We start from the raw sequence: 21805 nt of genomic DNA on the forward strand, positions 1-21805 counted from the left end.
AGGCTACTGAGCCGTCAACAGAGGAATCGGAGCGAACGCGGCAACACGGTGACAGTGACTGGGAGCGGGCCGACCTCTTCGCCATCGACCATGGCTGTCACTCCCTCGCCGACGGTGTCGATGACAACACTGTCCGTACGGTACTGATGGACAGAATCCGCCTCGAGGTGACGGCCCTTGTAAAGCTTCGGGAAGACCGAGAGGAATTCGGGCAGGGAGAGCGGTTTCGCGAGGATGAGTTCGAGCACTCCATCCTCTCCGTCCGACTCTGGCGAGATTGTGAGACCGCCCCCAAACGAGCTGAGATTGGCGACGGCGACAAGCAGGGCATCGCCTGTGTTCGTTCGACCACCGACATCAACCCGGTACGTCCGCGGCGAATAGCCGGGTAGCTTCGCTATGATGGCGCGCAGGTAGCGGGCGTGCCCATGCGGCCACCTGTAGCCATTCGCGGCCTTGTTGACGATCGCGTCAAGACCGGCGGAGAGCACTGCCAGCCCATACCGCGTTCCGTGGCTACCCGTAATCTTCATGACGTCGAGCGCGGTCGGTTCGGGTTCCTCCAGTGCTGGCAGGAGCCGTTCGACTCCTGATTCCCACGTCGTACCGAGTCCGAGGGCGCGCGCGATGTCGTTGCCTGTTCCGAATGGGACGTGGCCGAGGAAAAGATCCGTTCCAACAAGATGTTGTATGGCGAGATGGATCGTCCCATCACCGCCCATCGTGACAATTCCGTCGACCATGCGGCTTTGAACTGCGCGCCCTATGAGGTTGCGAGTTTCGTCCACTGTTGGGGCACCGAGAGGGACGATGTGATGCCCGGCGGATTCTAACCGCCGGGCAGCCTCTCGACCGAGTGTCAGGCCTCGTCCCGCTCCCGCTGAGGGGCTGACGACGAGGCCTAGGGCTGAAGCCAATCCTCGCCCTCGCTCTCATCCCCGAGCAGTTCTCCCAGCTCCGCAGCGCGGCGCTTGAGCTTGCGTTTGTCGTGGATGATGGCGATGCCGGTGGCCGCGAAGTAAAAGACGATCATCGGGGTGAGGATGCCGAGCATCGACCACGCGTCGGGCAACGGGTTGACCATCGCGGCGAAGATCGAGCAGCCGACGACCGCCCATCGCCAGCCGCGTAGGAAGCTCGTGCCTTTGATGACGCCGACGAAGTTCGCTCCGACCATGACAACGGGCAGGAGGAAGCTGATACCGAAGGCGCCGATGATCTGCATGAAAAATCGGTAGTAGGTTCGCGCGTCGAGGATATTGACGGCGAACTCTGGTGCGAAGCCGGTGAGGATGACAACGGCTCGCGGCAGGATGAACCAACCGAGAAGCCCGCCGAGGAGGAAGAGGATAACCGCGGTGAACGTGAAGCTGAGCGCGAGAACCTTCTCCTTGCGCCTCAGCGCGGGTGCGATGAAGAGCCAGATCTGGAGGATCCACCACGGGGAGGAGATGAAGACGCCGATGAAGGCCGCCATCTTCAACTGCAACTCGAAGCCGACGCCGACTGTCGCGAAGTTTAACTCTGCGTTGCCGCCGCGCTCGTTGATGCCCTCGAGAGGTTGCACCATGAGTGTGGCAAGCGGCTCATAGAGGAACCAGCCCGCGACCGATGCGAGGGCGATGCCAATGAGGGCATAGAGGAACCGGTTCCGGAGTTCTCGCAGATGCTGGGCGAGCGGCATCCGCCCTTCCGGATCACGGCGTTTCGTGATCCGCTCGGTCACTGGCGCGGTTTATCCTCATCGCGCCGATCGTCGTGTGGCGCGGTGGCGTCATAGCTGGACTGCGGGGCCTCGCCCTGCGGAGGTTCAGTGGTGCGCGGCGGCGTGCTCGGGTTGGTGTCCTCACGAAGTTCGGTGACTTCCTTCTTGAACACCTTCATCGACTTGCCGACTGAGCTGGCGATCGTCGGTAGCTTCGCAGCGCCGAAGACGAGGACGAGAACGAGCAGGATAATGAGAATTTCCCAACCGCTAAGTTTCATTGTGAGCTCCCTAGTGTGTCTACGACATGTACTCTATCCCGATTTTACCCGGGGTAAATTTCCGACCACCGTTCGATGGTCCTACGCTCCCTTTGTATTCGGCCACATTTTCTCATCTGTGAGTTGCGGGCGAGGGTCGCGATGGGTGACTCGGTCGGACGAGCCGGACGCGGTGGCGCCTCAACCGCTCCCAGGCGCTCGGCGGACATGCTCAGCGACTCCCCGAGACGTTTCGCAGCACGCCAGTTGAGTCGCACCGTCCGGAACACGTCCCACGCGAAATAAGCGATCGCGGCGACGATGAGAAGAATGACAAGCGTCGTCACTGGACCTCCAACATGGCTCGAGCCTGCTCAGCGACGGCCTGGCGGACCTCGGGTGGGTTGATGTCGAGCAGATCCGTGCCGATCTTCAGTGCGGACTCTCGAACCCACGTCGTCGAGACTGCCCTCACGGTGATGTCGAGCCTGTCGCCGTGACTCGTGACATGAGCTCCCGGGGTGCTCTCAGCAAACCACGCCGCGCCCGTCTTGACGGTGAATGTGACGGCGAAGCCATCAATCGGCTTCGGATCGGAGTTCTTCTTGAGAGTTCGGCGGGCACGGTTTGCCTCTGTCGACGACACGGCCTCCCCCACCGACGCGTTCGACATCCGGTCGAGGCGGAACCACCGCAGTTCGGTCTTGTCTTGGAGCGCAGCGAGATAGCCGTCGGTCTCCGACAGGACGGCGCAGGGAATGACAGTGCGGGTCGTGACCTTCTCGGTGAGCCCACCCGGGCCGTGGTAGTCGAATGTCAGGCGTCGCGACTCCCGCAGGGCCTGCCACGTGCAGTCGAGCACGTCCTGGGAGCTATCTGGTACGGGCGGCTCCGCTCCGACGGTGCCCCCGGTCGCCGAGCGGATCTTCTCGCGCACGGTGCGCAACGATTCCGCCGCATCCGAGCCCGGGTGAAGGAGTTTGAGGACCTGGTCGATCATCCCGATCGACACAGCAGCCTCGCCGAGGGTGAGGTAGACGAGCGGATCGTCGTACTTCGTTGGCGTGTAGGTCACCCAGTTGTCGCGAGCGAAGACGAGGTCGGAATCGTCATCATCGTCCTCGGTATCGACGGCGATCTCGATGAAGTAGAAGCCAGGCCGGCTCTCGACCTCTGTGAGCATGAGGGTCTTGAGAGCGTCCACCGTGTTGGTGAGGGACAGATCGAAGACGTCGGCGATCTCTCCGACCGTCGTCTGGCGGGTGTTGATGATGAAGGCGGCCATGGAGGTGAGTAGGACAACGTCAGGTTTCGCCATCACTGCCCCAAATCTGCGATGTGGCGGAGCCGCTCGCGGTAGTCGGCCACATCAGTACGAGACTCGACGCCAAGAATGTTGAGAGCATCGAGCATCCGCGGCCAATCGGTTTCCTCGAACCGGTACCCGTCCCATCCGTTGTCGTCTGTGCCGACAGGCTTGCCGCGGGCGCGAAGGTGATCGCCCGCACCGGGCGCGAGGTAGACGGTGGCGGTGACGGGGTCGAATGAACGAACGGTGATCGGCTCGGGTGTGTAGCCCGTCGGCTCGAGCGCCTCGACGGAGACGATGCGGGACAGCCGGAAGTTGCGGATCTCCGGAGCCGTCTGCTCCATGTCGTCCGCGCCCGTCCCGACTGCAGTTCTGTTTCCGCGGCAGTAGAACTGGCCGAGAGTCTCCCACACGCCGTGGACCTCGACCGTGTAAAAACGGCGCCGCGGGTTTCGGACGTTGTCGTACTCGATGAGGACCGGGGTCCGATGCGCGATGGCGTCGACGATATCGAACAGGTGCCCGATATCGGGAAGAGCGATGAGGACGGCAGCGTGATCATCCGTGATGCTAGCACCGCCAAGAAGCTTGCGAACCGTCCTCTTCGCGACCTTGTGCAGGTCAGCCCTGCCAGTGAGAGAATCCGCCGCGAGCCGCAGAAGCGTGAGATCGGCGGCATCGAGATCGAGTGCGACAAGCCCGTCTAGGTTGAGCTCGAAGATTGGGTCCTCATCGTCGCTTTGCGAAACGGGGTAGCCGTACTCCCGAAGCTTGTCGATGTCGCGGGTGAGCGCCTTCGCCCTGTCCGCTCCCGACTGGTCGTAGCCGAGCTTGTAGAGCTCGGAGCGTCTGCGCGGCTCGTCGACAAGGTTGGCAAGGAGCTGGAACAGTCTCCTGCCGGGGTCATACGTTCGAGTACCTGTCACAGGCTCAAGAATAGCCCACGTTAAGATGGGACTCGTGATGACATGGCGTAGCGGCGTGACCCTCGAACCGGGCGATACGTGGGCAGGAGCCGAGGAGTGGTGGGTCGATGTGGACGGCGCGCGTTACCGTGCACTGGCCTACACCGACCTCGTCGGCCCGCTCGAGATCGGTGAGCGGGTCCTTCTCAACTCGACCGCGGTCGATCGTCACCTCGGGTCCGGCGGCTACCTCTTCATCGTCGCACCGCTCGACCGGCTCCCGACGCCCACTCCCGGCCCGGGCCATATTGTCAAGGCTCGCTACATGCCTCAACAGAATATGGTGCTGGCAGTTGACGAACAGGACTCACCTCATCACGAAACCGTCCAAGACGCGGATGGTCTCGATGGTATGCCCGTCATTGTCGCCGACCTCCATTCCGCCCTGCCGGCGATTGTCGCAACTGCGCGATACCACGTCCCTGACGTGAGAATCGCCTACGTTCATACGGATACTGCTGCCCTGCCGATTGCCTTCTCGAAAACAGCCGCCCATCTCAAAGCGCGCGGCGACATCACAACGATCACAGCGGGACAGTCCTTCGGTGGAGATCTCGAGGCGGTCAATCTCCACACCGCTCTCCTTGCAGCGCGACATGTCATCGGTGCTGACATTGCTGTTGTCGTCCAGGGGCCCGGCAATGTCGGGACGGGCACAACCTGGGGTTTCTCCGGAACGGCCGTCGGCGAGGCCATTAATGCGATCAATCTGCTTGGTGGAACCGCGCTTGCGACGCTGCGAGTGTCCCAAGCTGATCATCGTGCCCGCCACCGCGGCATCTCCCATCATTCGCTCACGGCCTACACGAAGGTTGCACTCACACCGGCTCTCGTCCCGACGACCAGAGAAAACATCGGTCGCGACATTCTCACGAGGATCGAGGCTCACTATCCCACGCTGGTCCGAACGGGCTGGCTCACCCTCATTGAGGTAAGTGGAATCCGGGACGCTCTCGAGCACTCCCCGGTCCCACTGAGAACGATGGGAAGGGGACTGCCCGAGGACTATGCCGCCTTCGCTTTCGCTGGCGCCGGCGGTGTTCTCGCAGCGCAGATGATCGCCGACGCTCGCCGAGTTCCACCTGCCGACCGCCGGCTCTAAACAGCCGCTCTAACGGGCGGACGCGCTTTCGAGCTCGCGCTGTGCGGTGAGGAGAGTGGCGGGAGCGCGAGATGCTCGCAAGCCATTGAGGATGACGATAATCTCTCCGACCTCGTGGACGAGGACGACCGCGGCGAGGCCGAGGACGCCACTGATGGCGAGCGGCATGAGGGCGGTGATGATGACGAGTGAGAGGGCGATGTTCTCGTCGATGATCCGCCTGCCCCTGCGGGCGTGGCGGACCGCCTGCGGTAGCAGGCGAAGGTCATCGCCTAGAAGAGCGATCTCAGCTGATTCGATCGCCACATCCGATCCCGCCTGGCCCATGGCGATTCCAAGATCAGCAGAAGCCAGGGCCGGGGCGTCGTTGATTCCATCGCCGACCATGGCTGTCCGCCCGCTTGTCGACAGCTGGGAAATGGCGGCAGCCTTGTCTTCGGGCCGAAGACTCGCGCGAACATCATCGATGCCAGCTTTGGAAGCCAGCGCATCGGCCGTCTGCTGGTTGTCTCCCGTCAGCATGACCGTGCGAATGCCGTCCTCGTGGAGAAGCGAAATCGCGTGGGTTGCCTCGGGTCTCAGCTCGTCACGCAGGCCGATGACACCGGCAACGTCATCGTCGCGGTGAACAACGACGATCGTCATGCCGGCCCGCTGGAGCTCGTCAACCGTACCGGAGAGTGCTCCGGGGTCCAGCCACGTGGGGTTGCCAACCGCAATGGCGGCACCATCGACCATTCCCGTCATACCCAGTCCTGCTGATTCTCCCGCGTCGGATGCTGGCGGCGCCGACACGGAACCGGCGATCGCGCGCGCTAGCGGATGGGTGCTGTGCTGTTCGAGTGCGGCTGCCCACGACAAGACATCACGTTCGGAATAACCCGGTGCGCTGACAACCTCGACGACCACCGGCTTGCTTTCTGTCAGCGTTCCGGTTTTGTCGAACGCCATCGTTCGGATCCCGCCGAGCTCTTCAAAGGCTGCTCCGGACGTAAAGATGACGCCCATGCGGCTGGCGGCGCCGACCCCGGCGACGACGGTCAGGGGTACGGAGATCGCGAGCGCACAGGGTGATGCGGCGACGAGAACGACGAGGGCGCGTGTGATCCAGAGGTCCGGATCGCCGAGCAGGGAACCGATGATGGCAACTGCGGCGGCGAGGATGAGGACTCCGGGAACGAGGGGCCGGGCAAGCCGGTCCGCGATTCGGGCGCGTTCTCCCTTCTCCTCCTGGGCCTGCTGAACGAGCCGGACGACGGTTGTTAGCGAGTTGTCAGTACCGCTCGCGGTGGCAGTCATCGTCAGTGGGCCGGAAAGATTGATGGATCCGGCGAGCGCCTCATCGCCAGCGCTGACGTCGACGGGGATTGATTCACCGGTGATCGCGGACGTGTCGAGGCCGCTTCTGCCGTCGGCGATCATGCCGTCCGTTGGGACCCGTTCGCCCGCTTTGACGAGGATCGTGTCGCCGACTTTGAGGTCTGCGACCGGGACTGTGCGGGCCGGCCCGTCGATGATCGTCGCGGTGTCGGGGACGAGGGTGAGGAGAGCCCCGAGCCCCGACCGGGCCCGGTCCATGGCTCGGTCCTCCAGGGCTTCGACGATGGAGTAGAGGAAAGCAAGGGCGGCTGCCTCTTCCACGTAGCCAAGGATGATGGCGCCGGTGGCGCTGATCGTCATGAGCAGGCCGATACCGAGCTGGCGTTCCATGACGAGCCGGCGAAGGGCTCCTGGTGCGAATGTGTATCCGCCGAGCACGAGGCCCGCCCAATAGAATGCTGTCCCGGTCCCTCCGAGCCATTCGGTTATGAAACCGGAGGCGAGGGCGATGCCGGAAAGGATCGGAAGGAGGATCTGCCGATCCTGCCACCAGGCGGCGGTCTTTTCGATCTCGTCGTGGTCACATCCGCACGCGCTCATGAGGCACCTCCGTCGCATCCGGTGACGGCGCAGTCGGGGTCGAGGCAGGGTGCACTTTCGTCGACGGCGAGGGTGATGGTGACGAGAGTTCGCAGGGCGTTAGCGAGGTGGCTGTCAGCTATCTCGTACCGTGTGTGCCGCCCTTCTGCCACGGCGGTGACGATTCCGCAGTCGCGTAGGCAGGCGAGGTGATTGGACACGTTCGGCCGCGTCAGGCCGAACGTGTTCGCAAGGTCGGAGGGGTATGCGGGGCCATCGAGGAGGGTGAGGAGGATCTGGGAGCGGGTCGAGTCCGCCATCGCCCTGCCAAGCCTGCGCATGACATCCAGCTGGCGGGTTGCCGCGCCGCGGCTCACGTCAATGTTCAACACATGCTGAACTATACAGCGTGCAGTGAACTGTTGGTAACCGGGTCTGACCGAGTCCGGTCAGTGGGCGGGATTCACTCGGGCTTGGCAGACACGTCGGGAAGGGTGCCGCCAGCGAAAACTCCGACGAGGCCGAGGGCCGCGAGAACGAGGAGAGCCCAAATGATGCCGAAGGCTGCGATCGCTGAGCTGATTGCGCCGACGAGAAGGAGGATGATCCCCATGGCCGTATTCGACACGGCCGTATATGTCGTGCGTGTGTCGCCCTCTGCCATGTCGACAATGTAGGTTTTCCTCGCGACTCGGACGCCGGTGTGAGTGAGACGGAGAAGAAAGTAGCCGAGGATGAAGACGACTGTCCCCACCCACGAGTTTCCGTCAAAGCCAGGCAAGGAGACGGCGACGACGACGGCGACGATGATGGCAGAGGCAAGGCCGGCTCCGATGCTCATGAGCCGCCTGCTCGATCTGTCAGCGAACCGGCCGAAGAGGCGGCCGCCAATGAGGGCGGCGAGGCCGGAGGCGATGACGAAACCGCCGAGGCCGACAAGGACGTTCGAACCCCGCTGGATCGACATCGTGACAATGAAGGGCGGGCTGAGGGCTGAGACGAGGAGAAGGCTGCGGACAAGAACGAATCTGTGGAACACATCGTCATCCCTCAGCAGGGCAACCATGGAAGAGAACCAGTTCGACGAATCGTCCGAGGAGTCTGCATCCCCCTCATCGGCCGGCTCGTTGATGCTCGCATAGACAAGGGCGACAAGGACCCACAGAACAGCGCCTCCCGAAAGCATGAGTGCGAGTTCGCCAGCCGAGAGGCTTTCGCCTCCGAAGATGCGGATGGCGAGGCCGAGGGTGATGGCAACGATGCCGGAAGCTGTCGTCGCAAGTCCGGTAATCTGGCCCCGCTCCCCCTTCGGGATCGTTCGGCCCTGGACGTCCTTCGACGAGATCGACCCGAGGCAACGGCCAAGCGAGAAGGCAGCGAGTGCACTGATGATGAGAATCCCCGCTGTCAGCCCCTCGGCCAGCGCGGCAGTGCCCGCCATGAAGGCAACGGACGCCGCTTGAATGAGTGCTCCGGTGACGAACACCCACTTGCGGTGCTTCACCCTCAGCACGAGCGGGGTGAGGAAGGCCTGGGGCAGCATCGAGCCCGATTCGCGGATCGGGACGAGGACACCCGTGAGGGAAGTTGGGACACCGAGGACAGCGAAGAGCCACGGCAGCACGGTCGAGGCATTGACGATCTGGTCACCCGATGACTGGAGTGCGTGACCGACAACTTGGCGCAGGCCGTTCGAGGGAATATGTCGTTGCACCTCGTCCGGCATGTCCTCCGCGGCCTGCGGACTTCGGGTCACGATGGCTGAATAGATTTTCTCAACTGTGCTCACGCATGAACCCTAGTCCATCGCCTCACAGCGTGCCCGCAAAGCTGGCCCGCGACCGGGGCTTTCTCTCGTCGACGCCACGCTGGCGTTCCCCCGTTCAGTCCGGGAGGTTCGTCGCTGTCGACAGCCGGCGCCGGCGCGCAGGCTCAGCTGTCAGCTCCGACGAGCCGAGCAAACCGGCTGAGCTCCGCGAGGTTCGACGGCGTTGTCGGCATGTGGTCGACGAGGCCGGGTGAGTAGACGATGTAGGCGATCCACATGGCTCGGGAGATAGAGACGTTGAGCCTGTTGCGCTGGAGAAGGAATTCGAGCCCACGAGGCACATCAGCCGCCGAGGACGCCGCAAGAGTCGTCACCGCAATGGCAGCTTCCTGCCCCTGGAACCGGTCGACGGTGCCAACCTTGACGTTCGAGAGCCCGGCCTCGTCGAGTGCTCTGCGGACCGTGTTGACCTGAGCGTTGTAGGGGCTGACGACAATGATGTCGTCCTGTTCGAGGGGCCGTGTCTCACGGCCGTCATACCACTGCTGACCAAGGTGAGAGTGGGCGATCCTCACGACCTCGTCTGCTTCCTCGGTCGAGGACGTGACGTTGCCCCTGTGATGAAGCGGGATTGCTTTGACACCGGGACGGACGCCAGCGAGCTTGCGCTGCGTTGTCGAGGCGTGTGACCGGAGCTTGCCCTCGTATGAGAGCTCTGACACGGCGCGCGTGACTGCGCCATCCATGCGCCGGGATTCGGGAAGGAAATATCCGTATTCGGGCGGGAGCACGTCATGTCCCGCGCTGAGGAATCCGAGCGCGGACGTGTCGACCGGTTCGGGGTGCGAGCCGATCGTGACCTGTGGGAGCTGTTGAGGGTCTCCGACGAGCAGGAGCCGCGTCGCACATGGCGCAGTGGCAATCGTGTTGGCGAGAGAGAACTGCCCAGCTTCGTCGATGACGAGCAGGTCGAGGCTGGCGGCGGGCAGGCGAGAAAAGCACCACGCCGTGCCCCCGATAAGTGCCGCCTGTCCGGGCCGGAACCGTTCCGTCTCTGCGTTGCGAACGTGCGTGATCGGGATCGGCAGCGGCGGCCGATCCGCAGTCTGGGCCTTGCAGATCAGATGCGGCTCCAAACCGAAGCGGTGGGCGGTCAACAGAACGTTGTCGACGACCTTGTGCGATTGGGCAACGACACCGACCCGCCACCCATCCCGAACGAGCGCAACGATCGTGTTCGCAGCGACATACGTCTTTCCCGTTCCGGGTGGTCCCTGCACGGCGAGATAGCTATGGTCAAGATCCCGCAATGATGCGACGACCGCGGGGTTGTCAGCGTCCATCGGGGCCGGGCCAGAGCCGCTGAGAAACCGCGGGGGCCGCCGCGACAGGAGGTCGCCCACCGGATCAGCGGGCATCGCCCCCAGCGCATAGGCCCGGCGCACCCAGGTCTCGATCGCATCCGCGAGACCGCCAGTTTCCAGCGGTGGGCCGGGCACGACCGCGATCGGAGCGAGGTCATGGGGTTCGATCCCACCTGGCAGCCGCTCGCTCACGGTTACCGAGCCGTCGGTGATCTCACCCAATGTGGCTGAGATGGCGACGCGCTGGCCACCGGCGGACAGGAGTCCGGACTCATAGATGAGATAACAGGAATTCTCCTTCGGCGTGCTTCCCGGAGACCATTCGCCGGTCAGCACAAGGTCTCGCGACAGCGTCTTCGCCCGCGGCTTCACCGACCAGTCGCGCTCGATGGCCGCCTCCTCGACAAGGAAGACATCTCTGTTGCCCGACCACTGGTCGACCGGGTCGTCAAGGCGCGCATAGTGCGCCCACCAGAAAGACTTGTCTTCTCGGCGGTGATAGTGCAGTGCGGCTGCCGCGAGACCCCAGGCCCTTTCATCGGCCGTACGGTTCACGTCAAACCGGTCGCCAGCACGCTTCGCTACCTGGGTCTCGAGTGCCGTGCGCGCCTCGACTTTCGCCTGCTCTTGTTCCTTCTTCGTTTGCCGTGTCCCCGAGTCGGTCGTGACAGACCCACCCGCTCCGTCGCCGGCCGCGATGGGAAGCGCGCGCAGCCAATCACGCAGCCGAAGGGTCGACAGACAGTCATACCTGTTGTAGTCCGCGATCTCGTCCAGGACCGCTTGTGCCTCGTCAGTGCGGCCTGCGTCACCGAGCTCGACGTAGTGCGCATACTGAGTGACACTGTCCGCCGCCGTTGTCACACCTTCGCGATGATCGGCACCCATGTAGAGAACCTCAACAGCCTTGATCGAATACGACGGGGCCCCGATTCGTAGCGCTCGCCTCACCGTCGCATACAGGTCGACGAGAACGCCCTCGCGGAGCAGGGTGTCGACCCTCTCCTCCCCCACCCCGTGACGTTGCGCAAGCGACGCAAGGTGCGCCCTCTCGTAGCTCGCGTAGTGATAGACATGCATGTCGGGATGATCTCGCCTGCGGGCTTCGACGTCATCGAGGAAGTCAAGGAGCGCCTGCCGCTCCTGCTTCATGTCATGCGCCCAGAACGCCGTGAACTCACCGGAGGTGTCAACGAGCCCAAACAGATAGTCGAGACCCCATGTCGCACCATCGGCCGTCCACAGCGGATCACCCTCAAAGTCGAAGAAGATGTCGCCGTCGCTTGGAGCTGGCAGCGCCGCGAGCGCGTGCGGGTCGATGACCCTGACGAGAGGCTCACTCCGCCCCTCGCTGGCGATCTGCAATGCGGCTTGGTCTGACAGGGTCGACAGGGTCTGCACCGGCACCCCGCCCGTCGGCGCGCCACTCTTCCACGCGGCAACATCGTCAATTGTTTTGAGGCCGGCCGACCGGAGCTTGGCACGCTGAGCGCCTCGCAAGCCGTGGATAAGCCACATGTCGCGATGCTCGGCGATAGCTGCGGCGCAGTCCTCGCATGAGCCGCACCGTGAATACCGGTCGTCTTCCCACCCGACAGGTCTGCCAGATGCGAGCTGTTCTCCAACGATCGCGGCGAGTCTCCTCCGGCGCAGAACATACATGGGCTCGATGTCCTTCAGCCGATGGGTGCTCGTTGTTCCATCACCGAGGACAAGATCGACCTCATCGTCGACCGGGATACCGAGGGCTCTCAGTTGCCGCGCGTACGCCGCAAGCTGGAAAAGAGCGGTGACTCGGGCGGTGCGGGCGAGCTTCGTGTCCTGGACCCGGTACGACCCGTCCCCCTGCAGGACGAGGAAGTCGGTGTATCCGACAAACGGCAAGCCAAGATCATCATCTGCGACAAAGGCCGCCTGAAAGACCACGTCCGCGTGGGACTGCAGAGCGAGGAGAGTCTCCTCGGCCGCCTTCTCAATACTGCGCCGATCGTTCCCCGCAGGCCTGCCAATGATCTCGACCCGCCGGCCCTGCTGTCGATGTGAATCGAGAACTCTCCGCTCGTGGAGTTCACCAAGTTCCGCTGTCCGCACCATCATGGCGTCGATGCTCCGCTGGAGCGGGGGAACCCGGCCCAGACGCTCGTCAAGCTGTCTCAGCCACGCATACTCACACGACGAGGCGGCGGCGAGATCACTCGCCCCCGTGACGACGCGGCCCTCATCTACATACATCCCGCTCCCCTCGTAACCCGGCCTCCATTCTGTCTCATCTGGCGGTGAGAAATGCGGCGCATGTTCAGGCCGGCACGAGTCGCGACAGAACCCACTGGCGGAGCTGACCCGAGGAAACTCGCCACGCGCCGTCAGCTGCCGTGACGGACGTTCGTTTAGCCGGTGACCTTTGGCGTTTGCTTGAACGCAAGCGGCAGGGTGAGGAGAGAGACGGCACCTCCGACGAGCATCGCAGTGCTGAAAGACGAACTTGCGGCGACGGCGCCGATGACGACCGAACCCAGGCCCGTGCCCGCATCGAATCCGATGTTCCACGCCGCGCTCGCGGAGCCGTAATGAACGCGCTTGACGCCATCGAATGCGAGAAGAAGCGTGAGATTTTGTAGCCCGCCGTAGCCGATACCGACGAGTGCTGTGCCGGTGAGGAGAGCCGCAACATGCGAGTCACCTCGCACGGCGTAGGCGATGACGACCATGCCGACCGTTGTCGATACGACGAGAGGCCACACGAATCGCTGAGCACCAAAACGGTCGGCAAGGCCCCCAAGTCGCCACCTCGTTGCGGCAGCGAACACGGTGAGCAGGAGCAATCCAACCATCGCCAGCCACGGCTCGGACACCATCTGTGCGAGGAACGTGATGATCGCGCCGCCCGCAAGCGTGACGGCAAGGAGGAGGAAGATCGGCCGGAGGAGGTTCGTGTACGGCGCACGTTCCTGGGGTTTCGGCACCGCCTCCATCCGCCCCCCGAGGATGTAGGCGGGCACGGCGCCGAAGATGGGAAGGACTCCGATCGCGAACATCGTGGCGAAGCCGAAGCGTTCAGCAAACCAGGGTCCGGTCGACATGAAGAGAATCTGAGGAGCGGCCACGGCAAGGCCGTAGACACCGATCGCCTCTCCTCTGCGTAGCGGGTCGACAAGTTCGGCGATGAGGGCGCTTCCGGTGACGGTGATGATGCCGAACCCGATGCCGCGCAGGGCCGAGACGGCAAGGATCGCTTCGAGACTGTCGCTGAAGAACAGTCTGATCGTTGGCAGGCCGAGAAAGAGCGTGCCCGTCACGAGGACAAGCACCCAACCGAACTTTCGTAGGCTGGCTGGCACCATGAGCTGGGTGAGAACTGTTGTCCCCATGAGGACGCCGTTGACGAGCCCAACACCGCCCGCGTCTGCCCCGCCGGCGGCTGCCCAGAGCGGAGCAACCGGCATGAGGGCGCTATAGCCCGAGAACGCCAGTGCTGTCATTGCGACAACGAGTGGCACGCCGGGCGAGCGGAGGACAGAAGATGGAGTCACGCCAGCAAGGATAACCCCGAACCTTGCTGGCGCTACCGCTGGACCACGGCGGCGCCGATAAGGTCCAGAGCGTCGGCCCGCTCACGTGGAGCGGGCCGACCGTCTGTCCTATCCTTCGCGGAAGACGATGCCCGCGCCCGAGCTGGGATAGTGCCATGTGAGAGCACCAGGTGCTGCGACCGCGAGACACGTCCCGCATTCCAAGCACGCGGCGTACTCGACGTCGATCGTGCCGTCCTCACGTTCGGAGTAGACGCCCGCGGGACACACCCTGACAAGGAGTTTGCCAGTTCCGGTTGACTTGGCGATGTCCTGATTGACCTCGATGTGCGAGTTGCCCTCATCGACCTCGTAGTGGTTCCCGGCCAGCCGCTGTGTGACTGAATCGTTGACAAAATCAGACATTATAGTGACCTCACCGCTTGGTAACCGATCTTCGCAAGGCGCCGCATCGTCAGCTTCGAACGCTTGACCGCGCCGAGTGCGACCTTGACCAGCGGCCTGCGCGGGCTGAGATCGTGATTGAAGATGTCGTGCATAACATCAGCGACGAGCACTCCCATGTCGCCATACATCTCCTCATTTTCAAGGAACGCGGGAGCTTTCGCATACGTTGCCATGTCCTGGCCGACAAAGCTCTCGTCGACGTGTCTCGTGTAGGAGCCAAGCGCCGTGGCCGAATAGTCCTCGGCCTTGAGCGCCTCGTCGACAGCCTTCGCGGCGGCACGGGCCGAACCGGCCGCGAGATCCATGCCCCGCACCGTGAAACCGGTGTTGAGGCACAGCCCCGAGGCGTCGCCGATGATGAGAAGGCCCGGGTGGACAACATCGCCCATCATCCCCTGCCCGCCCTCCGGCACCATGTGGCAGCCGTATTCGAGCAGTTCGCCACCCTCGAGGAACGGGGCGATGAAGGGATGGGAGAGGAAGTGGTCGTGGACGTCGCTTGACGCCTTGCCTTTGTCAGCGAGATCGTCGAGCCGCAGGACGACGCCGATCGACACACTGTCCGTGTTGGTGTACATGAACCCGCCGCCAGCGACACCCTGTGTGCAGTCGCCGACAACCGCATATGCGGCGCCGTCGCTACCGGACAGGTTGAAACGTTGACGCACGGTGTCCTCGCCGAGGCGGATGACCGATTTGACGCCGACCGCGAGGTCCTTCGTCTTGGCCTTCGGGCGGATGCCGGCATTCTGCGCGAGGAACGAGTTGACACCGTCTGCAGCGATGACGACGCGAGCGTGGAGTTCGTCCTCGCCCGCGCGGACACCGACGAACTGGTCTCCGTCGCGTAGGAGCTCGTCGACCTTGATGCCGGGCATGACTGTCACGCCGGCCTCTTCGCACTGCTCCGCCAACCAGGGATCGAGCTTCGCCCGCAGCACGGTGACCGCGTTGACGGGCTCAGCCAGCCGCGTGTCCCAGTAGTCAATGTTGACAGCTGAACCCTCGTTGAGGAAGGACACGCAGTTTCGGGTGATCGTCCGTTCGACCGGAGCATCGCTCAAGAAGTTCGGGAAGATCTCCTGCATGATCCTGCAGTAGAAGACGCCTCCGGAGAGGTTCTTCGACCCCGGCTCGACGCCCCGCTCGATGAGGAGAACTTCGTGGCCCTCCTGCGCGAGCAGGTATGCGCAGACCGTGCCTGCGACACCCCCACCGACGATAATGACGTCGAAATCGTACTCGACACTCACGCCAGGGCCTCTGTCATCGCTGGCAGGACCTCGTATAGGTCGCCGACAACGCCGTAGTCGGACTGAGCAAACATCGGAGCCTTGTCATCGGAGTTGATGGAGATGACCGTGCCGGAACCGACCATGCCAGCCGTGTGTTGCATCTGCCCAGAGATGCCGATGGCAACGTAGACCTCGGGGGCGACGTGCTGGCCGGTGATGCCGATGTAGCGGTCACGAGGCAACCACTCGGTGCCCTCGGAGAGCGGCCTCGAGCAGGCAATGACGGCGCCGATCGACTTCGCGAACGTGTCGGCGAGCTTGAGGTCCTCCTCGGACTTGAACCCGCGGCCGACAGCGACGATCTTCTTCGCGGCTGCGAGGTTGACTGACTCGCCCTCGGCGCGGCTCGTCGCGGTCACGACTGCAGCGTGCGTCGTTGCGGGACCGGTTTCTGATGCTGGGGCTTCGCCCTCGGGTGCGGTTCCACCATCTGCGATGGCGACGACAGCGGATTCGTAGGAGACGGTCTCTTCGACGATCCCGCCGTAGCGGCCGTAACGGATTGTGCCCTCGCCAATTTCCTTGACGCCGGAAAGGACGGGAGCGTTAAGTTTCGCCGCGACCGCGCCGGCGATGACGCGCTCAGCGGATCGGTTGGCCACGAGGACGATGTCACCCGGTTCTGCGCTTACCGCCTCTGCGACGGCCGGGGCGGCTGCCTCAGCGGGCATGCCCTCGGCAAGCGGGATGACGATCTGTCGAGCCGCACCTGGAACATCTGCTCCGACGGTGACAGCGGTGACCGGGCGGTCGCCAGCCAGCTCAAGAAGGTTCGCGACGTCGGGGTTAACTGCAATAAGCCAAATCTGTGCCATGTTCATCTTCTTTCTAAAGAATGCCTGCCGCACGGAGCTCACTGGCCAGGCCAGCGGCGTCGGACGAGCTGCGGATATCGTTCTTGCGTGCCTGGGGTGCTGGCCTGGTCCGGCCCGTCACCGTGACCGCGGCGTCCGACACGCCGACCTCGTCAGCGGATGCTTCGTCGAGCGGTTTCTTGCCAGCGGCAAGGATGTCCTTCATCGATGCGGCCTTGATCTCGACAGCGTCCGACGTGGCGGCGAGAACCGCGGGGCCGGTGACGTCGATCGTGCGGGTGCCACCCGCGACCGCCTGGATGACTGTGACTCCATCGGCCGTCTTCTGAACGGACATGATGTCCTGGAAGCACGGCCACCCAAGGTATCCCGCGAGGATCGCGGGGACGATCCGGGTTCCCTCATCGATCGAGGAGTCGCCCGCGAGGACGAGCTCGACATCGTCAACTTTGCGGACAAGGCCGGCCAGTGCTGACGCGACCTTGGTCGCGTTCCACTCGGCGCTCGCATCGTCAGCGACGACAAGGGCGCGATCGAGGCCCTTGGAGATGGCGTTCTTCTTCGCCATGGAGCTCGCGACGGCGGAGGTGCCAACGGACACGCCGACAACTTCGCCGTCACCAGCAATGGTGCGGGCGAGTCCGATGGCGACCGGATCGTATTCGGACACGGCGGGCTTGGCGCGTGACCAGTCGATCTGGCCATCAGCCCCGACTGCCGCGTCCTGCGGATTGGACGCATACTTGTAAGCGACGACAACGCTCATGGTTTCCTCTTTCTCTCTGTGTGGTGTGCGAAGGTGTGTGGGGTGCCGGGCGTGGACTTAAGTCACACGCCCCCGGACTTTTGACCTGGTTGGATGGGGAAGCGAATAACTGTGGAGGGAAGACACGTGACTCAGTTCTCTGTTGTAGGACGGCCCAGAAGTGTTGATGCGGACGAGCGGATCATGAGGGCTGCCCTCGATCTGTACGGTGAAGCGGGCTGGTACGGGTTCAACCTCACGAATGTGGCGAAGCGCGCCGGCGTCGGGAAGTCGACAATGTATGCCCGGTGGAACTGCCGCGGCAGGCTGCTCATCGACTCCTTCAACCAGTTCATCGAGCTGCCCCCGATCACGGGGACAACCGTTCGGCAGATCCTCCGCGATGAGGTCATCTACCGACTCGGCCTCTACTTCGGCGAGCATTCCAAGGCGATTCGCCGCATCCTCGTCGAGATGAATACTGAAAACGAGCCTGCTCTCATCGAGATCTACAACGCGCACGTCCTCTACCCGATTCGGGCTGTCCGCGACAGGCTGTGGATCCTCAAGAACGAGGGCGACCTGTCCTCCCATATTTCGGTCACCCGCCTGCTTGATGCGATTGAAGGGTCGACCCTCATGAGGGCTCTCACTCTGCACCCGGACAACATCGAGTGCTTCAAGACCGAATTCGCCGAGTACGCTGACGACCTGGTCGACGATCAGCTCTATGTCATCCACCACTCGAGCGACCTTCGACTCGCCTAGGATCGCGCACCTCATCGCTTCGCCTTCGTCCGGGCATTGAAGCCCTCCGAGGCCGTTTCCGTCAGCGGGTACCCGGATGTTTCCGGGGCCCACGCGACAGAGATCGCCAGTCCGAGCAGGGAAATCGCCGCGCCGACGAGCATTGTCTTACCCGTTCCGTGGGTCGCGAGGAACGTCGGCAGGACGTAGATCGACACGACGGTGCCAATGCGTGACAGTGCCATCGCCGCTCCCATCGCCGTTGCCCGCACGCTCGTCGGGAAGAGTTCGTTCGGGTAGAGCCACTGAAGGTTGCCCGGACCGCCGGAGGCGATCGCGTAAATCGCGAAGCAGGCAACGACGACGAACAAGCTCGGAGCTGGGATCACCCCAAGAACCGCAAGAGAGGCGGTCATGATGACGAAGCTCCAGATAATAAGCGGTCTTCTCCCCCAGTATTCGGCGAGGAACATCGCGGGGATGGTGCCGATCATGAAGAACGTGCCGATGATGATCTCACCGATGAGGGCCTGACGGCCCGCACCGAAGCCGAAGCCGGAGATGATCTGCGGGCCGTACGTGTAGACCGCGTACATCGGGATTGCCTGGCACAGCCAGATGACGCCAACGAAGATGATTCGCTTGAGGTACGTGCGGCGCAGCAGCGTCCTCACATCCGTCTTCTCAGCCGTCTCATCCTCGAGTTGGACGGGGGTGTGGAAAATCGATTCCATGATCCCTTCGGCCTCGTCCGTGCGGCCCTTCGACATGAGCCAGCGCGGGGACTCGGGGATTGACCAGCGACCGATGAGAATGATGAGGCACGGAATGATGGAGCTTGCCAACATCCAGCGCCAACCGCCGTCGAGGTCGAGCAGGAAGTAGCCGACAATGTAGGACGCATTCGCGCCGATGTACCACATGGCTGCGATGAAGCCCATGGAAATCGCGCGATAGCGGCGGGGCGTGAACTCCGCGATCATCGATGTGGCGATCGGGTAGTCCGCGCCAACTGCGAGACCGATGAGGAAGCGGACGATGAAGAGCTGGAGCGGGCTCGCGACAAAGGCGGAAATGATGGAGAGGATGCCGATGGCGGCGATATCGATGATAAACATCCGCTTCCGACCGAGCAGGTCAGTGAGCCATCCGCCGATTGAGGCGCCGAAGAACAGGCCGACGAGGGACGCGACTCCGAGAAGTCCGTTCCAGTGTTCATCGATCCTGAACTCGCTGACGATAAGGGGCAAGGCGACGCCGATCACGCCGAGCACGTACCCCTCAAGGAACGGACCCCCAGATGAGTAGAGGGTGATCCGTTTGAGGAACGTATTCATTCCCAGATCGTCAAGGCTTACTTTCTGCATTCTTCCTTCTTCCACCGCGCCAGCCCGCTCCAGTCGCTTACTTGAACTCGATGATTCCCCAGTTGAGATGCGGCTTGGCGCCGGTCACGTCAGCGTCCTCGTCGACAAGGCGGAAGCGAAGCTCACCCTCCCCGACCTTCCACAGCTCGGTCTTGAGCGTCGTGCCAGGGTGCACGGGTGAGGTGATGCGGGTCTTGAACCGGGTGATCCGCTCCGGCTCACCCGGAACGAACTCGTTGATCGCGTGGCGCATAACGACACCCGCGTACGAGATCGCGTGCAGGATGGGGCGCGGCTCGCCGTTCTCGGCTGCGTAGTCCCAGTCGATGTGCTGCGGGTGGTAGTCGCCCGACAGCCGGTAAAGCAGAGCCTGATTCTCCGGGATCCGCTCGGTCACGACAACGTCCGGCTCACGATCCGGCATCTCGACGATGTCCTTCGGCGCGGCAGGGCCGCCCCAGCCGCCGTCGTAGATGAGGCAGTCCCACGACTCTGTCGTGAACAGCTTCTTCCCGTCCGAGTCGTACGTGTCACCGATGTGCTGCGCGAGCAGGCCTCTGCCCTCACCGCGGTCGAAAAGACCTTCGAGCTTGACGAAGGTCTCGAGCCGGTCGGACATCTTCGTCATCGGTTCATGGAAGGTGATGTCGAATCCCCAGTGGAGGGAGCCTGCGTAGTTGTAGCCGTAATCGATCGTCCGGGTGACGTCGGAGTCGACAATGAGCATGGCGCCGAACATGGGGAGCACCTTGAGCTCCGGGTTCGTCGAATCCTTCTCGTTGATGTACTCCAGTCCGTCCTTGCCGTCGATGCCGGCGCCGCAGCCAAGCGCGAAAAGCTCGAGGTCGCGGAACGTGTAATCACGGATGAATGGGCCGAATGTCTGGCCCACCATCTCGGTGTTGATCGCCATATCTAGTCTCCTTCTAGTTGCTGGTCGTCATGTCATGTGTCGGCTGACAGGCCGTGTGCCGGTCAGAAAGTTCTACGGGCTCTTTGAGCTCTTGGCGGTTGACCTTGCCGTAGGCGCCCCGCGGTAGCGCGGTGCGGAACTCGACAATGGTGGGAATCTTGAAATAGGACAGGCGCTTCGCCGCGTAGGCGATAATCGACTCGGCGGTCACTACGTCGGATGAGGGGACGACGACGGCCTTGACCGCCATGTCCCGCACCTCGTCACCGACCCCGACGACCGCGACAGCCTCAACCCCCGGACAGCCGCTGAGGACGCACTCGACCTCGGTGGCCGACACGTTCTCGCCCGCCCGCTTGATGAGATCAAGGTGCCTGTCGAGGAAGTAGAACCACCCGTCCTTGTCGGTGACCGCGTAATCGCCCGTGCGATACCAGCCATCCTTGAGAACCGCTGCGGTGGCAGCCGGGTCGTTCCAGTAGCCCATCATGAGGCTGACTCCGGGAATCCCATGAATGTAGAGCTCCCCGCATTCGCCAGCAGGTTGCTCGCGACCGTCCTCGGCGCAGATCCGGGCCCGATAGCCGGGACCGATCCGTCCGATGGAGGGCCAGCGCCGCTCGCCGACAGGCGGGTCGGTGATGACGCCAACGAGCGACTCTGTCGACCCGTAATTGTTGAGCAGGGTAATCCCGAATCGGGACGTGAATTCGTTTTTCTCGGTATCGGATAGTGGCAGGAAGTAGTGCATCTCCCGCACAACGTGGTCCTGCTCCCCGTCATCGACCGGTTGCTTGAGCATCGTTCGTGCGATCATCGCCATCCCCTGGACGAGGGTGGCCCGGTGCCGGCAAACAGACCGCCAATAGCGTGTCGCCGAATAACGAGTGAGAGCGATAAGGGTCGCGCCCGCCTCGATAACGGGCATGAGGGCCGAGAATTGGAAGTTGATGTGGGTCATCGCCATCGTCGTCAGCAACCGGTCCTGCCCGGTCATCGCCATCTGCCACACACAGAACTCGCCGGAGAACGTCGCGTTCCTGTGGGACAGCATGACGCCCTTCGGCTGGGCCGTCGTGCCGGAGGTGAACATGATCTCGAACAGGTCGGCGCCGAACGGCCCGTCACGTCGTACCCGCCGCGGCGCAGGTGGTGTCCTGTAGCCGCCCTCCGCATAGCCCCGGATGTGGAGCTGCGGAACCGAGGTGATGTCAGCGCCAAGTTCGGGGTCGGACACAACGAGACGGACTCCTGTGTGGCCGAGCATGTAGCTGGCCTCGAAAAGAGTGGACGCTGCGTTGATCGGGACGAGGACGCCGCCGATCTTCGCAAGTGCGAGGAGGGTTTCGATGAACTCGACAGAGTTGTGGAGGAGGGTGGCGACGCGGTCGCCGGGGTTGACTCCAAGGTGGACAAGTATGTCCGCCAGAGCCTCGACGCGTTCGTCGAACTCCCCGTACGTGTACCGGCGCACGCGGCCCGTGTCAGGATCCTCAAAGATGAGGAACTCACGTTCGGGGTGAGACACGCACCGTGCCTCCCACAGCTCCCCCACACCTCTGTCAGTCATCGCG

19 protein-coding genes are annotated in these 21805 nt (G+C 63.2%); 2 read left to right on the forward strand and 17 right to left on the reverse strand.

The window, feature by feature from the left end:
* Nucleotides 1–14 precede the first annotated feature (14 nt).
* The 5 genes from H7E91_RS08570 to H7E91_RS12150 all read right to left on the reverse strand — a co-directional run bounded on the left by H7E91_RS08570 (nucleotide 15) and on the right by H7E91_RS12150 (nucleotide 4200).
* A complete protein-coding gene (locus H7E91_RS08570; protein ID WP_182354685.1) occupies nucleotides 15–917 on the reverse strand; it encodes a diacylglycerol/lipid kinase family protein in 903 nt (300 codons plus the stop codon).
* Entirely contained in the window at nucleotides 902–1726 is an 825-nt protein-coding gene (gene tatC / locus H7E91_RS08575; RefSeq protein ID WP_182354686.1) for a twin-arginine translocase subunit TatC, read from the reverse strand. Before tatC ends, H7E91_RS08570 begins: the two co-directional genes overlap by 16 nt.
* Complete coding sequence (gene tatA / locus H7E91_RS08580) at nucleotides 1723–1986, reverse strand: twin-arginine translocase TatA/TatE family subunit (RefSeq protein ID WP_182354687.1); 264 nt, start codon at nucleotides 1984–1986, stop codon at nucleotides 1723–1725. Before tatA ends, tatC begins: the two co-directional genes overlap by 4 nt.
* Nucleotides 1987–2308: 322 nt before the next feature.
* Nucleotides 2309–3283 (reverse strand): helix-turn-helix transcriptional regulator, encoded by a 975-nt coding sequence (locus tag H7E91_RS08585; RefSeq protein WP_241698502.1) that lies wholly within the window; start codon nucleotides 3281–3283, stop codon nucleotides 2309–2311.
* Nucleotides 3283–4200: a WYL domain-containing protein gene (locus H7E91_RS12150; protein ID WP_182354689.1), complete on the reverse strand. Its 918-nt coding sequence runs from the start codon at nucleotides 4198–4200 to the stop codon at nucleotides 3283–3285. Before H7E91_RS12150 ends, H7E91_RS08585 begins: the two co-directional genes overlap by 1 nt.
* A gap of 25 nt (nucleotides 4201–4225) precedes the next feature.
* On the opposite strand from H7E91_RS12150, the gene H7E91_RS08595 reads away from it, so the two are divergent.
* On the forward strand, nucleotides 4226–5341 hold the full coding sequence (locus tag H7E91_RS08595) for a DUF3866 family protein (protein ID WP_241698490.1): 1116 nt from the start codon (nucleotides 4226–4228) through the stop codon (nucleotides 5339–5341).
* A gap of 9 nt (nucleotides 5342–5350) precedes the next feature.
* On the opposite strand, the gene H7E91_RS08600 is transcribed toward H7E91_RS08595, so the two are convergent.
* From H7E91_RS08600 to H7E91_RS08640, 9 genes are all read right to left on the reverse strand, one after another.
* Nucleotides 5351–7261, reverse strand: a complete 1911-nt coding sequence (locus H7E91_RS08600) for a heavy metal translocating P-type ATPase (RefSeq protein WP_241698491.1) — start codon at nucleotides 7259–7261, stop codon at nucleotides 5351–5353.
* Nucleotides 7258–7623, reverse strand: coding sequence for a Cd(II)/Pb(II)-sensing metalloregulatory transcriptional regulator CmtR (cmtR, locus tag H7E91_RS08605; RefSeq protein ID WP_422111039.1), 366 nt, complete (start codon nucleotides 7621–7623; stop codon nucleotides 7258–7260). Before cmtR ends, H7E91_RS08600 begins: the two co-directional genes overlap by 4 nt.
* Before the next feature lie 80 nt (nucleotides 7624–7703).
* Nucleotides 7704–9029 (reverse strand): MFS transporter, encoded by a 1326-nt coding sequence (locus H7E91_RS08610; protein ID WP_182354691.1) that lies wholly within the window; start codon nucleotides 9027–9029, stop codon nucleotides 7704–7706.
* A 143-nt stretch (nucleotides 9030–9172) separates the two neighbouring features.
* The gene (locus tag H7E91_RS08615; RefSeq protein ID WP_182354692.1) at nucleotides 9173–12604 is read right to left on the reverse strand and encodes a TM0106 family RecB-like putative nuclease; all 3432 of its coding nucleotides are present in this window, start codon (nucleotides 12602–12604) and stop codon (nucleotides 9173–9175) included.
* 155 nt (nucleotides 12605–12759) lie between these two features.
* Complete coding sequence (locus H7E91_RS12155) at nucleotides 12760–13902, reverse strand: MFS transporter (RefSeq protein WP_206680395.1); 1143 nt, start codon at nucleotides 13900–13902, stop codon at nucleotides 12760–12762.
* A 108-nt stretch (nucleotides 13903–14010) separates the two neighbouring features.
* The gene (locus tag H7E91_RS08625; protein ID WP_182354693.1) at nucleotides 14011–14307 is read right to left on the reverse strand and encodes a ferredoxin family protein; all 297 of its coding nucleotides are present in this window, start codon (nucleotides 14305–14307) and stop codon (nucleotides 14011–14013) included.
* On the reverse strand, nucleotides 14307–15602 hold the full coding sequence (locus H7E91_RS08630; RefSeq protein WP_182354694.1) for an FAD-dependent oxidoreductase: 1296 nt from the start codon (nucleotides 15600–15602) through the stop codon (nucleotides 14307–14309). The genes H7E91_RS08625 and H7E91_RS08630 overlap by 1 nt, the downstream gene beginning before the upstream one ends.
* Entirely contained in the window at nucleotides 15599–16459 is an 861-nt protein-coding gene (locus tag H7E91_RS08635) for an electron transfer flavoprotein subunit alpha/FixB family protein (protein WP_182354695.1), read from the reverse strand. Before H7E91_RS08635 ends, H7E91_RS08630 begins: the two co-directional genes overlap by 4 nt.
* 13 nt (nucleotides 16460–16472) lie before the next feature.
* Nucleotides 16473–17225: an electron transfer flavoprotein subunit beta/FixA family protein gene (locus tag H7E91_RS08640; protein ID WP_182354696.1), complete on the reverse strand. Its 753-nt coding sequence runs from the start codon at nucleotides 17223–17225 to the stop codon at nucleotides 16473–16475.
* Between the two features lie 126 nt (nucleotides 17226–17351).
* Here H7E91_RS08640 and H7E91_RS08645 point away from each other — a divergent pair, with 126 nt between their 5' ends.
* Entirely contained in the window at nucleotides 17352–17972 is a 621-nt protein-coding gene (locus H7E91_RS08645) for a TetR family transcriptional regulator (RefSeq protein ID WP_182354697.1), read from the forward strand.
* 11 nt (nucleotides 17973–17983) lie between these two features.
* On the opposite strand, the gene H7E91_RS08650 is transcribed toward H7E91_RS08645, so the two are convergent.
* The 3 genes from H7E91_RS08650 to H7E91_RS08660 are packed head-to-tail and all read right to left on the reverse strand — an operon-like array spanning nucleotide 17984 to nucleotide 21801.
* On the reverse strand, nucleotides 17984–19318 hold the full coding sequence (locus H7E91_RS08650; protein WP_182354698.1) for an MFS transporter: 1335 nt from the start codon (nucleotides 19316–19318) through the stop codon (nucleotides 17984–17986).
* A 37-nt stretch (nucleotides 19319–19355) separates the two neighbouring features.
* On the reverse strand, nucleotides 19356–20231 hold the full coding sequence (locus tag H7E91_RS08655; protein ID WP_182354699.1) for a MaoC/PaaZ C-terminal domain-containing protein: 876 nt from the start codon (nucleotides 20229–20231) through the stop codon (nucleotides 19356–19358).
* Between the two features lie 13 nt (nucleotides 20232–20244).
* Entirely contained in the window at nucleotides 20245–21801 is a 1557-nt protein-coding gene (locus H7E91_RS08660; RefSeq protein WP_182354700.1) for an AMP-binding protein, read from the reverse strand.
* Nucleotides 21802–21805 lie beyond the last annotated feature (4 nt).

It is taken from the genome of Flaviflexus huanghaiensis (assembly GCF_014118685.1).
Lineage (GTDB): Bacteria > Actinomycetota > Actinomycetes > Actinomycetales > Actinomycetaceae > Flaviflexus > Flaviflexus huanghaiensis.